Here is a 12,271-nt window from a genome sequence, read left to right as displayed (position 1 = left end):
TCAGCAGACGATAGTGTTGTTCCATGCCTCTGCCTCCGCTGGTGGACCCCGCGCCGTCCCTGCCGTCGGACGAGTACACGCGGGCCGCCCGGCAGATTCGGCTCGCCTCGATCGGAGACGTGGGCCAACGTCGTCTCTCGGCCGCGCGGGTGTGTGTCCTCGGCGCGGGCGGCCTCGGATCGCCGGTACTGACCTATCTCGCCTCGGCCGGGGTCGGAACCATCGGTGTCGTCGACGACGACACCGTCGAGGAGTCGAATCTGCAGCGCCAGATCCTGTTCGGCGTCGACGACGTCGGAGCGCGCAAGACGTCCGTCGCCGCGGCCCGCATCCGTTCCATGTCACCGCATACACGCGTCGTGGAACACCGCGAGCGTCTGACCGCGGCAAACGCCTCCGCGGTTCTCGCCGATTACCACCTCGTCATCGACGGCACCGACAACTTCGACACCCGATACTCGGTGGCCGACACGTGCGCAGATCTCGGGCTGCCACTCGTGTGGGGTTCGGTGCTGGGATTCGATGCGCAGGCGACGGTGTTCTGGTCGTCACCACCTGTCGGTCCCGGTGTCACGCTGCGGGACGTGTTCCCGGTTCCGCCGCCGGCAGGCGATGTCCCGGACTGCGCCGAGGCGGGGGTTCTCGGAGCACTGTGCGGCCAGCTCGGGTCGATTCTCGCAGCGGAGGCGGTGAAGCTGATCGTCGGGATCGGCGACTCGATCCTGGGGAGGATGCTCGTGCTCGACGGTCTCACCGCCCGAATAGACGAGGTCCCGATCGCGCCACGCACCGACGTCGCCGACATCCGGCGGGTCGATGCCGCGGCGCTCGGGCTCCTCGACGACACGGTTCGCAGTGAGACCGTGCTCCTCGACGTCCGCGAACCCGACGAGGTCGCTGCCGGAGCGATCCCCGGCGCGGTGCCGATCCCCCTCAACACGCTGCTCGCCGACGCCGCCGCCGTCGACATCGGTGACGTGACCGTCGTCTACTGCCAGCGGGGACCTCGGGCTCGGGTCGCCGCCGCCGCGTTGAGGGCTGTCAACCCGACCGCCGACATCGCCCTTCTCGACGGCGGCTACGCCGCATGGGCCGAAAGGACAGGATCCCTGTGAGAACCGTGGACGAGCATCGCGCCCGCATACTCGGCACCGCGGCACCGCTGCCCGTCGAGACTATCCCGCTCGACCGGGCTCGGGGACGAGTGCTCGCCTCCGACATCCGTTCACGCTGGCCGGTGCCCCTGTTCGACAATTCCGGCATGGACGGATACGCCGTACACGGCGCGGACGCGACGGTCGGCGCCGAGCTGCGGGTCGTCGCGGATGTCCCGGCCGGGTCATCGCTCGATCCGGCGCTCGGGCCGGGGCAGGCGGCCCGCATCATGACCGGTGCACCCGTCCCCACCGACGCAGACGCGGTGATTCCGCTCGAGCACACCGATCTGGGCACCGAAGTCCGCGCTGACGCGCCGGACCGGATCACCGTCACCACACCGCCCCGACCCGGTGCGCATATCCGACGGGCGGGTGAGGACGCTGAAGCCGGATCGGTGACTGTGGCCGCCGGGACCGTTCTCGGTCCGTGGCAGCTCTCGTCGGCGGCTTCTGCCGGCCACGACACGGTCGACGTCCACCGATCGCCCCGTGTCGCAGTCGTGTCGACCGGATCAGAATTGATCGCACCGTCGGCCCGGCCGTTGCGCGGACAGATTCCGGAGTCGAATTCGGTGTTGTTGGCGGCCGCTGTCGCCTCCGCGGGCGCCGAGGTCGTCGCCGTTCGCACAGTGGCCGACGACGAACCCGCACTGGTCACCGTGCTCGACGGACTCGACGTCGACGTCGTGGTGCTGTCGGGCGGTGCGAGCGTCGGGGCGTTCGACGTGGTCAAGGCCGTACTCGACCGCACCGGGAGCATCGAGTTCGGGCCCGTGTCGATGCAGCCGGGCAAACCCCAGGGCTTCGGCGTCGGCGACGACGGCGCCCTCTACTTCTGTCTGCCCGGCAACCCGGTGAGCGTCGCGGTGTCGTTCGAGATGTTCGTGCGGCCGGCGCTGCTGGCCCTGGCAGGCAGATCGGATGTCGACCGCCCGCGGGTCACCAGGCGTGCCGCTGTCGGCTGGCGCACTCCGCCTGGACGAACCCAGGTCCTGCCGGTGGTGTTCGACGACACGACGGTGCGCCCGGCGACGTCCGGCGGCAGCGGCTCGCATCTGGTGAGTTCTTTGGCGGTCGCACAGGCGCTCGCGATCGTTCCCGCCGACGTCGAGCGGGTCGACGAAGGCACATCGGTGGAAGTGATGGTGTTGACATGACGCACGGACAGCGATTCACTCACCTCGACGCGGCCGGTCAGGCCCGCATGGTGGACGTGACCGAGAAGCAGCCGACAGTGCGCAGTGCGACCGCGACGGGTCTCGTCCGCTGCTCTGCTGCGATAGTCGCCGCCCTCCGCGCCGGTTCGACGCCGAAGGGCGACGTCCTGGCCGTCGCCAGGATCGCCGGCATCGCTGCGGCCAAGAAGACAGCAGACCTCCTGCCCCTCGCTCATGTGATCGGCGTGCACGGCGCCGTCGTCGACCTCGAGGTGACCGACGAAGGCGTCGAGATCACTGCGACGGTGCGCACAGCGGACCGCACCGGCGTCGAGATGGAGGCGTTGACCGCCGTGTCTGTGACGGGTCTCGCCGTCGTCGACATGGTGAAAGGCCTCGACAAGTCCGTGGAGATCGAGCGGATCCGCCTCATCCGCAAAACCGGCGGCAAGAGCGGCGACTGGAACCGATGACCGCCGCCATCGTGCTCGGCGGCGGACGCGCCACCCGATTGGACGGCGCCGACAAGGCATCGATCATGGTCGACGGCGCCAGGCTCGTCGACCACGTGTTCGCGGCAGTCGCGGACTGCCCGCAGGTGATAGCCGTCGGCCCCGACACGCTCGTCCGGCCCGGGGTGACCGTTGTCCGCGAGGATCCTCCGTTCGGCGGACCGGTGGCGGGCATCGCCGCAGCGGTGCAGACCGTCGACTGCGATGACGTCTGGTTGCTGGCCTGTGACTTGCCGCGCGCCGTAGAGATCGTCCGGCGTCTCGCCGATGAGCCGATCGGCGACGACGACGGCGTGATCCTCGTCGACGCGACCGGACGCGCCCAATGGCTCGCGGGCCGTTACCGGACAGCGGCGCTGCGGTCGGCTCTCACCAGGATCCGCGACGCACACGGTGCGTCGATGCGACAGCTCGTCAACGGCCTGAACCTCCGGACCGTCCACGATCGCACGGGTGCCGCCGCCGACCTGGACACCTGGGCAGATGTGGCGGACTATCGGCTTCGAACGAAGGGACAACCCATGACTGACACACAGCCACCGAATCTCGACGCCTGGATCGCGGACCTGAGCCGTGAGCTCGGCCTCGGCGACGTCGATGTTCCGGTGCGCGAGCTCCTTGACCTGACGCGCGAGGTGGCGCACGGCGTCGCTCGTCCGGCGGGGCCGATCAGCACGTTCCTCGTCGGTCTCGCCGTCGCGCGCGGAAGCACCGTGACCGACGCACAGGCAGCCGTCTCGGCTCTCATCGAGGCTCGCGCATGAGAGTTCGGCTCTTCGCAGGCGCCGCCGAGGCAGCCGGGCGGCGGGAGCAGCAGGTGGACGGCTCGATGACGCTCGGCGACCTCCGCCAGGCGCTCGCCGCCGACAACGGCGTGGAGTTCCCCGCGGTTCTGGCCCGATGCTCGCTCATGGTCGACGGAGTCCGACTGCCCGATGACGCCGTTGTACCCGACACCGCGACCGTCGACGTCCTGCCTCCGTTCGCGGGCGGCTGACAGTCTGACTGCCGGCCGGCTGTCAGCCGCCGATCGCCGACATGGGCCGATCCGGCTGAAGGAAGTCCACGTCGTTGATTCCGTGGCCCGACGCCTTCCCAGCGATAGACCTGCGAATCATTGCGGCCAGGTCGGCGTCCGACCCACCGGACCGGAGGAGCCCGAGGACGTCGGACTCGTCGCGGGCGAACAGGCAGTTCCGTAGTTGGCCGTCGGCGGTGATGCGGACACGGTCGCACGCGCCGCAGAACGGTGCGGTGACCGATGCGATGACCCCGACTGTGCGTGGACCGCCGTCGACGGAGTACAGGGCTGCCGGGTCTGCGCCGCGACCGGGCAGCTCCGTCAAGTCGAATGACTCCGAGAGTCGATCCACGATCTCGGCGCCACTGACCATCTTTGCTCGGGACCAGGTGTGCCCGGCGTCGAGCGGCATCTGCTCGATGAAGCGGAGTTCGGCGTCGTGGTCGATCGCGAACCGGAGCAAGTCGACGAACTCGTCGTCGTTGACTCCGTGCATGGCGACCGTGTTGACCTTCAGCGGGCGCAGACCCGACTCCTGCGCGGCGCGGATGCCCATGATCACGTCGTCGAACCGATCGCGCCTCGTCAGTTCTCGGAAACGAGCGGGGCGCAACGTGTCGAGGCTGATGTTGACACGCTCCAGGCCTGCATCGGCGAGGTCAGACATCACCCCGGCGAGGCGTATCCCGTTGGTGGTCATCGACACCCGCAGCAGCGTGCCGTCGGACGTCGGGACGTTGGCCAGCCGCCGCACCACGTCGACGACGTCGGGCCGCAGGAGCGGTTCGCCGCCGGTCAGGCGGACCTCCTCGACGCCGAGGTGGGCGAACACCACCGCGACGCGTTCGATCTCGTCCGTGGTCAACAGGTTCTGCTTCGCGATCCACGGAACTCCGTCCGCGGGCATGCAGTAGGTGCAGCGGAGATTGCACTTGTCGGTCAGCGATATCCGCAGGTCGCGGTGCACGCGCCCGTATCGGTCGACCAACGGCTGCGTCATACCAGACCGCCCAGGCCGATCCACGACGACGTTCCGTCGGTCTCCACCTGCTTCTTCCAGACGGGCAGTTCGGCCTTCACACGTTCGACCATGTCGCGGTTCACCGCGTACACATCACCTCGGTGTGCGGCCGAGACCGCGCACACGATCGCGACGTCGCCCACCGCGAGATCGCCGACGCGGTGACTGATCGCTATCCGGACGGCCGGAGTGTCCAGTCCGTCGACGATCGACATGAGTATCGTCGACGCGTCGGGGTGAGCGCTGTACTCGAGGCGTTCCACGCGGCCTGTCGCATCGGGGTCGTGGTCGCGCACGGTCCCGACGAACAGTGCCGTCGCACCCGCCGACCGCTCGGCGACGGCGTCGAGGTGCTCGGCCACGTCGAGCGGGATGTCACTGATTCGTGCGAAGACGATCATGGTCACCCCCGTCCACTTGCGACACCACGTGTGAAGCGACCTGCAGGATCACCGGAACACCGTCCTTGACCGCGCCCGTCGATCCCGCGAGATTCACCACGAGTGCACCGTCGACGATGCCCGAACGACCCCTCGACAGCATTGCTTGAGGCAGCACTGCGACGCCGACGGACCGGATCGTCTCAGCGATGCCGGGCACCTCGGGATTCAACAGAGACGCCGTCGCTTCGGGAGTCACATCGCGTGGCCCCACACCGGTGCCGCCGGTGGTGATGACAAGCCGGGACTTCTCTTCCACCGCACCCATGATCGCCCAGGTGATGCGCTCGCGTTCGTCGGGAACTACCACGACGTCCACATCCCAGCCCGCCTCTACGAGCATCTGCTGCGCCAGCGGACCCGAGACGTCGACGGCTTCACCCGCGGCGCACCGGTCAGAGACGGTGATGACGGTCGCGCGCGGATTCCTCTGGTCAGTCGCGTCAGTCATCCCTCCAGTGTTCCACGACCGGTGTGGGCCCAAACCGTCCCGCTCCGATGGCGAGCGCGTTTACTTGTCATCATGACTTCCCGTGTGCGGGCGATCGTTCCGCTTCTCGTCGTGCTCATGGCGGCACTCGGTCTGCTGACTGCGTGTTCGTCGAGCGCGGACTCCGGAGATTCCGACGTCATCCGATTCGGCACCGAGGGCACCTACTCGCCGTTCAGCTTCCACGATCCGGCGACCAGCGAATTGACCGGTTACGACGTCGATGTGGCGAAAGCCGTCGCCGCGAAGATGGGCAAGCGCGCTGAATTCGTCGAAGCGCCATGGGATTCCCTGTTCGCTGCGTTGGGTGCCGACAGATTCGACGTCGTGGCGAACCAGGTCACGATCACGCCCGAACGCGAGGCGAAGTACTCGATGTCGATCCCGTATGCGATCGGCGAAGGAGTCATCGTGACACGCGCGGACGACTCGTCGATCACGTCCCTCGACGATCTCAAGGGTCGAACGTCGGCCCAGTCTGCCACGAGCAATTGGACCGACGTCGCCACCGAAGCCGGCGCCAGGGTCGAAACTGTCGAAGGTTTCGCGCAGGCCATCACACTGCTGAGGCAGGGTCGGGTGGACGCCACCGTCAACGACAGCCTGTCGGTGTACGCCTACCTGGCCGAGACCGGCGACACGTCTGTGAAGATCGCCGCCAAGACCGGTGAGCGCAGCGAATCCGCGTTCGCCGCACCGCGTGGGAGTCCCCTCACCGCAGACATCAACAAGGCGATCGAGGCCCTGCAGGCCGACGGGACCCTGACTGAGATATCGCAGCGCTATCTGAAGACCGACGCGAGCGGAAGCGTTGCGAAGCCGGTCGAGCCTCAGTCGACGTGGGACCTCGTCCGCTCGAACCTGTGGCCGATGGCGAAGGCGACCGTCACCACGACGATCCCACTCGCGGCGATCAGCTTTGCGATCGGTCTGGTGATCGCACTTGTCGTCGCATTGGCTCGCCTCTCGGAGAAGCGCGGCGTGGCGTGGCTCGCTCGGGTCTACATCTCGATCATTCGCGGCACTCCGCTGCTGGTCCAATTGTTCATCATCTTCTATGCGCTGCCCGAGATAGGCATCAAAGTCGAGCCGTTCCCGGCAGCGATCGTGGCGTTCTCGCTGAACGTGGGTGGGTACGCCGCCGAGATCATCCGCGCCGCGATCATCTCGGTGCCGAGCGGCCAGACCGAAGCCGCGCAGACGATCGGCATGAACTACGCGACGACGATGCGGCGGATCATCCTGCCGCAGGCGGCACGCATCGCAGTTCCTGGGCTGTCCAACACGCTCATCTCCCTGGTCAAGGACACGTCGCTCGCTTCGGTCATCCTGGTGACCGAACTGTTCCGCACCGCCCAGATCGCGGCCGCGCCGACATTCGAGTTCCTCCCCCTCTACGTGACCGCCGCCGTCTACTACTGGGTGGTGTGCTTGGTGTTGTCCATGCTTCAGGGTCGACTGGAGCTTCGTCTCGGAAGGTTCATCGCATCATGACCGAACTGATCTCCGTCCAAGGACTGCACAAGGCGTTCGGCGACCTCGACGTGCTCCGGGGCATCGACTTCACCGTCGACGAGGGCACTGTCACCGCAGTGATCGGCCCATCCGGTTCTGGAAAGACGACCCTGCTCAGATCCTTGAACGCACTCGATCTGCCCGATGCGGGTGTGATCCGCGTGGCGGACTCGACGATCGACTTCTCGACTCGACCCCAACGCGAGGCCATCGCCGAATACCGTGCACAGTCGGGTTTCGTGTTCCAGAACCACAATCTGTTCCCACACAAGACCGTGATGGAGAACGTCATCGAAGGCCCCGTCATCGTGCAGAAGCGGCCGGTCGCCGAGGCCACCGCTGATGCACGTGCGCTCCTTGACAGCGTTGGTCTCGGCGATCGGCTCGACTCCTACCCCAGCCAACTGTCCGGCGGTCAGCAGCAACGGGTCGGCATCGTCCGTGCACTCGCCATGAAGCCGAAGGTTCTGCTGCTCGACGAGCCGACATCCGCCCTCGACCCCGAACTCGTCGGCGGTGTCCTCGCCGTGATCAAAGACCTCGCCTCGCAGGGGTGGACGATGGTCGTCGTCACCCATGAGATCGCATTCGCGCGGAAGGTGGCCGATCAGGTTCTCTTCGTCGATCAAGGTGTCATCGCCGAGCAAGGTCCCCCGTCTGATGTGATCGACAACCCAACCGAAGAACGCACCATTCAGTTCCTCCACCGCCTGACAGAGGTCTGATCACGCGGGTCGCACTCCTCGCGCGGGGCACAGGGAGATGAGCCTGCATACACGCTCCCGGCCGGTCACAACGACGGGGAGCGTCGTCCAGCGGGAGATCGCCAGGCGCACACGAGGGTCAATCGGTTCATTCGCAACCATCGACTGATCGTCGAAGTGTCACCGATGTCCTGATGCAGGACTATCACTGATGTCTTTAGACAAGACAGGATGCCACGCATTCGAACGTACGTTTTTGTCGGAGGTGATCTATATCATTTGACTAGTTCCCGGTTGACGCCGGGGCGAAGGTTCTTTGACAAGTCGATAGCGCGCTGCAGTCAGGCGAACCCGTTACAGACTGCTCGTTCCTCGGGTGAGAGTGCGAGCCGCGGGAGACTCGCAGCGGCACTTGGCCGGGCTGGTGACCCGGCACCACGTGACCGCCGACGGGCACCACCCGCTTGTGGATGGGTGGTGCTGTCGGAGGTCGCTGCCGAACCGTTGGTCGGTTCATGTTTGTTGCCACGCACCTTAGGTTTAGAAGGGGGTTTGTCATGTTCACGTCTATTGTGTGCGAGCTCACCGACAGAATCGTCGACGAACTCGCACCACCCACAGCCACCGAGCCCGACTCGGGCGAGCCGCCTAGGTTGGCGTGCCGTCTGGCGTCGGCGAGCAAGGTCGGCGCCGATGACGCCGAGATTCTGTCGGCGATTGTCGAAGTCGCGCGGGCCCGCAATGTTCTCGACGCGGCCCAAGCGCAACTGGTTCGTACGGCGGAGCGGGCGGGGATCCCGTTCCGCAAACATCTCCGGTCGGCGAAGATGCTGCTGACTGAGATCGGTGTCCCACCCGCGGTGGCGGATCGAACTGTTCGCAATGGTCATCACGCGGAGCGGTTCACCAACGTCGGGCGTGGGATGCGCGACGGGTCGATGTCGGCGGAGATCGCCGATGCGATCGGAGTCGGTGTTGCGACCGTTGCGAAGCGGGTTCCGCTCGCCCCAGGCGAGCAGCAGCGGTTGGCTCGCAAGTTGGCGTTGAACACCACCCCCGCGGAGGTGAAGACCGCGGCAAAGCAGGAGGCGATCGCGTTGGCTGCGGAGTCCGATGATCCAGCTTTGGTTCCGGCGTCGGAGAATCCGGAACTCAATGAGATGTCGTTGCATCTGAACGACGAAGGACGCGTCGAGGCCACCATGGATCTCGACGTCGTGACCGGTGAAGAGTTGAATGCGGCCTTGGATCCGTTGTGCAAGCCGGTTCCCGAGCCGGACGGGTCACCCGATCCACGGACGGCCCGGCAGCGCAGAGCTGATGCACTCGGGCAGATCATCCGGACCTACCTGTCCGGATCGGACCGGCCTACAAGCGGCGGTGTCCTACCGCACGCGTCGATCGTCATACCCACAGTCGGTTCACCTGGTGATGGGGTCGCCAGGCTCGGGTTCACCGGGCCCGTGTCCCCGGCAACGGTCGCGTTGAGCTTGTGCACCTCGGCCGTCACCAGGATCACCGTCAATGGTGAAGGCGTCCCGCTTGATGTCGGACGCGAGCAGCGATTGATGACACCCGGCATCCGTAAGGCCCTCGCGGCGAGGGACTGCGGATGCGCATTCCCCGGCTGCGGACGACCAGTGACCTGGACTGACGCCCATCACTGCACGCCCTGGTCAGAAGGAGGCGAGACCAGCCTGGGCAACGGAGTGCTGCTGTGCAGGATGCACCACACCCTGATTCACCAGAGCGGGTGGGAGGTGTTCATCGGCCACGACGGCCACCCCTGGTTCCTCGAACCGGCCGACCCGGCACGACCCGATCAACCGCGCGTGCCGATCAAGTCCCACGCCCGACGAACGCTGACCGCACACCCTGCCGCGGCGTGATCCGCCTCGGCCCTGCGACTCGTTCCGCGGGCATGGGCGCTGCGTCAGGTTTGTGACCGAGCCGAGGCACGCAGGTCCGATGCTCCGACGGTCGCGGCGAGGAGTGCGACAACGCCGGCGAACACCAGGCCGGCCTCACGGAGTCCGAGAGGGATCGCGAGGAGCCCGACACCGACGGCGGGGAACGCGAGCATCACGTAGATCACCGCGAAGAACGCCGACGACACCCCGCCGCGAAGAGACGCGGGCACACGTTCAACGGTCGTCGACAGTCCGACATTCATACACACGCCGCACCCGAGACCGACGGCGACTGCTGCGGCGATGAGCGGCGCGAGGACCTCACCGGCCAGCGCCCACGCGAGGAGCCCTGCCGATAGGACGAGGACCCCGCATGCGCCGGGCATCGCCCACCGTGCCGAGACCCGTTTGGTGAGGAGCTGCCCAAGGGCGACGCAGGTGAAGATGAGGCAGACGATCGCACCGATGGCGGTGTGACTGGCGATTCCGAGGTAGCGGACCAGAAACAGCCCGGTAGTGGCCGTCAAAACGCCGCTGGAGGCGAAGCCCGCGCCCGCCGACAGCGTGCCCCGGGCGAAGGCGCCGCGTATCTCGCGAGGCACCGCGAGCCGTTCGATGCGGAACACGAACCCACCGCGCCGTCGGTCGTCGACGCCGAACAGTCGCAGGCCGACCATCGCGACGAGGGTGAGAACGAGGTGGATCGCAAACGGCACGACAAGCGGCGACGAACTCAGATCGGCCACAACGCCGCCGAACAGGTTTCCGAGTCCGAGACCGCCCGAGTTGACCGCGACCGCCAGCACTCCGGCGCTCGCCCGACGAGCCACCGGATAGAGGTCGATGATCGCCGCCGTGCCGGCACCGGTCATCAGACCGGCACTCACCCCGGACAGCAGTCGCCCGACGATGAGGCTCGCCAGACTCGGCGGTATCAGGAAGACCCCCGCGCTCAGGACCGCGAAGACCAGCGCCGCCATCAGAACGGGACGTCGCCCGATCTGATCGGAGAGCCGACCGAACATCAGGAGCGCCCCGAACACACCGCACGCGTACACGCCGAACAAGACGGTGACCGTCAACGACGAGAAGCCGAGCCGGTCGGAGTAGATCGGATACAGGGCGGTCGGGATCGTGGTCCCGATCATCGCGACGGTGAAGGCGAACGCCGTCACTGCGACGGCTCGGCGATCCATCATCTGTTCGTCACCAGCGGCACAAGCTGCTCATCGGCGGTCCACGCCCCATGATGTCCGCGCATCGTGGACTCCATCGGTTCGGCAGCCGGTCGGACCAGAACCGTCTCGCCCTCGGCGACCGCGATGACGTCGCCGATGCGAGCGGCGATGTCCGCCGTCGGGACGGCCGACCCGAACCACTGGTCGTCGAACGCCTGCTCGCGTGTGACGACGCGGGCGTGCGACCCGAGGACGCCCCGCCACGCCTCCGCCACGTCGTCGAGCGCGGCGCGATCGTTCAGATATACGTGTCGGACACGGGCCTCCCCCGCGATCTGGCGAACCCCACGATGCAGATCGGGGGCGGCGTCGAGGTCGATGATCGTGCCCGCACTGATCATCCCGTGATCGCCTGTGATCAGGAGTGTGCACGTGGACGGCAGATCCGTGAACAGGTCTGCGACGAAACGGTCGACGTCAGCGAGGACAGTGAGCCACTCGGGTGACTCCGGCCCATGGATGTGTCCGTTCATGTCCAGATCCGTGTAGTACGCGTACGCGAATCGGCGACCTGGGCCGTCGTGTCGCGCAACGGCGAGGATTCCGTCGCGGAGTTCGTCGAGCGTCGCCGCCGGGTGTACGACACCCGTCGCGCGGAACGCGGCGCGGGTGAGCCCGGACCTGGCCTGGTATCCGGGCACCACGTAGTGGACCTCAACCCCGTGCTCGGCCATCGCCTGGAGTCGGCTCTGGGAAGGCTGCGTCCGCTCCGGGTCCACGACGTCCCGTGCATCGGACCCCTGCGCAGTGTCGAGGGTCCACCGCAACGCGTTGAGCGTTCGTGGCCCATCGGGCTGCGGTACGGCGAAGCTGTACCCGATGACACCGTGCACGGCGCACGGAGCACCGACCGCGAGACTCGTCAGGCTCGTCGCCGTCGTCGCCGGGAACCCGGCCTGAAGGACGTGGCCGACCCGGCTGTTCAAGGTCGGCGCGATCTCGGCGTGACGTGCGACCAGCTCGGCGCCGAGCCCGTCGATCAGGAGCACCACCACGTCACGATTCGGTTCCACCCCAAGCAGATTCGGCCCAGCTAGATCGAACGACGATCCGACGGAGGGCAGGACGTCCGCGAGGGTGTGCACCATGATCCCACCATGGCACAC

General features: G+C 67.0%; 13 protein-coding genes. 8 read left to right on the top strand and 5 right to left on the bottom strand.

What is annotated here, in order from left to right:
• The first annotated feature begins 23 nt into the window (after window positions 1-23).
• The 5 genes from WFK36_RS07475 to WFK36_RS07455 are packed head-to-tail and all read left to right on the top strand — an operon-like array spanning window position 24 to window position 3,823.
• Entirely contained in the window at window positions 24-1,115 is a 1,092-nt protein-coding gene (locus WFK36_RS07475; protein ID WP_336791152.1) for a ThiF family adenylyltransferase, read from the top strand.
• Window positions 1,112-2,314 (top strand): molybdopterin molybdotransferase MoeA, encoded by a 1,203-nt coding sequence (locus WFK36_RS07470; protein ID WP_336791150.1) that lies wholly within the window; start codon window positions 1,112-1,114, stop codon window positions 2,312-2,314. Before WFK36_RS07475 ends, WFK36_RS07470 begins: the two co-directional genes overlap by 4 nt.
• The gene (gene moaC, locus WFK36_RS07465) at window positions 2,311-2,787 is read left to right on the top strand and encodes a cyclic pyranopterin monophosphate synthase MoaC (RefSeq protein WP_336791148.1); all 477 of its coding nucleotides are present in this window, start codon (window positions 2,311-2,313) and stop codon (window positions 2,785-2,787) included. Before WFK36_RS07470 ends, moaC begins: the two co-directional genes overlap by 4 nt.
• Complete coding sequence (locus WFK36_RS07460; RefSeq protein ID WP_336791146.1) at window positions 2,784-3,590, top strand: NTP transferase domain-containing protein; 807 nt, start codon at window positions 2,784-2,786, stop codon at window positions 3,588-3,590. Before moaC ends, WFK36_RS07460 begins: the two co-directional genes overlap by 4 nt.
• Window positions 3,587-3,823 (top strand): MoaD/ThiS family protein, encoded by a 237-nt coding sequence (locus WFK36_RS07455; RefSeq protein ID WP_336791144.1) that lies wholly within the window; start codon window positions 3,587-3,589, stop codon window positions 3,821-3,823. Before WFK36_RS07460 ends, WFK36_RS07455 begins: the two co-directional genes overlap by 4 nt.
• Window positions 3,824-3,845: 22 nt before the next feature.
• Here WFK36_RS07455 and moaA read toward each other — a convergent pair whose 3' ends face one another.
• From moaA to WFK36_RS07440, 3 genes are read right to left on the bottom strand one after another with little or no spacing between them, the layout of a single operon-like run.
• The gene (gene moaA, locus WFK36_RS07450; RefSeq protein WP_336791142.1) at window positions 3,846-4,847 is read right to left on the bottom strand and encodes a GTP 3',8-cyclase MoaA; all 1,002 of its coding nucleotides are present in this window, start codon (window positions 4,845-4,847) and stop codon (window positions 3,846-3,848) included.
• Window positions 4,844-5,269 (bottom strand): molybdenum cofactor biosynthesis protein MoaE, encoded by a 426-nt coding sequence (locus WFK36_RS07445; RefSeq protein ID WP_336791140.1) that lies wholly within the window; start codon window positions 5,267-5,269, stop codon window positions 4,844-4,846. Before WFK36_RS07445 ends, moaA begins: the two co-directional genes overlap by 4 nt.
• Entirely contained in the window at window positions 5,244-5,759 is a 516-nt protein-coding gene (locus tag WFK36_RS07440; protein ID WP_008376619.1) for a MogA/MoaB family molybdenum cofactor biosynthesis protein, read from the bottom strand. The genes WFK36_RS07445 and WFK36_RS07440 overlap by 26 nt, the downstream gene beginning before the upstream one ends.
• A gap of 72 nt (window positions 5,760-5,831) precedes the next feature.
• Between WFK36_RS07440 and WFK36_RS07435 the strand changes: the two genes are divergently transcribed.
• From WFK36_RS07435 to WFK36_RS07425, 3 genes are all read left to right on the top strand, one after another.
• Entirely contained in the window at window positions 5,832-7,292 is a 1,461-nt protein-coding gene (locus WFK36_RS07435; RefSeq protein ID WP_336791138.1) for an ABC transporter permease subunit, read from the top strand.
• The gene (locus WFK36_RS07430; protein WP_336791136.1) at window positions 7,289-8,038 is read left to right on the top strand and encodes an amino acid ABC transporter ATP-binding protein; all 750 of its coding nucleotides are present in this window, start codon (window positions 7,289-7,291) and stop codon (window positions 8,036-8,038) included. The genes WFK36_RS07435 and WFK36_RS07430 overlap by 4 nt, the downstream gene beginning before the upstream one ends.
• A gap of 536 nt (window positions 8,039-8,574) precedes the next feature.
• Window positions 8,575-9,906: an HNH endonuclease signature motif containing protein gene (locus WFK36_RS07425; protein ID WP_336791134.1), complete on the top strand. Its 1,332-nt coding sequence runs from the start codon at window positions 8,575-8,577 to the stop codon at window positions 9,904-9,906.
• Window positions 9,907-9,950: 44 nt separating this feature from the next.
• Here WFK36_RS07425 and WFK36_RS07420 read toward each other — a convergent pair whose 3' ends face one another.
• Both WFK36_RS07420 and WFK36_RS07415 read right to left on the bottom strand, forming a co-directional pair.
• Entirely contained in the window at window positions 9,951-11,126 is a 1,176-nt protein-coding gene (locus tag WFK36_RS07420; protein WP_336791132.1) for an MFS transporter, read from the bottom strand.
• Window positions 11,123-12,253, bottom strand: coding sequence for an alkaline phosphatase family protein (locus WFK36_RS07415; protein WP_336791130.1), 1,131 nt, complete (start codon window positions 12,251-12,253; stop codon window positions 11,123-11,125). Before WFK36_RS07415 ends, WFK36_RS07420 begins: the two co-directional genes overlap by 4 nt.
• Between the last annotated feature and the right edge of the window lie 18 nt (window positions 12,254-12,271).

The organism is Gordonia malaquae, from assembly GCF_037148075.1.
Lineage (GTDB): Bacteria > Actinomycetota > Actinomycetes > Mycobacteriales > Mycobacteriaceae > Gordonia > Gordonia malaquae.
This window is presented reverse-complemented; position numbering and strand designations above follow the sequence as displayed.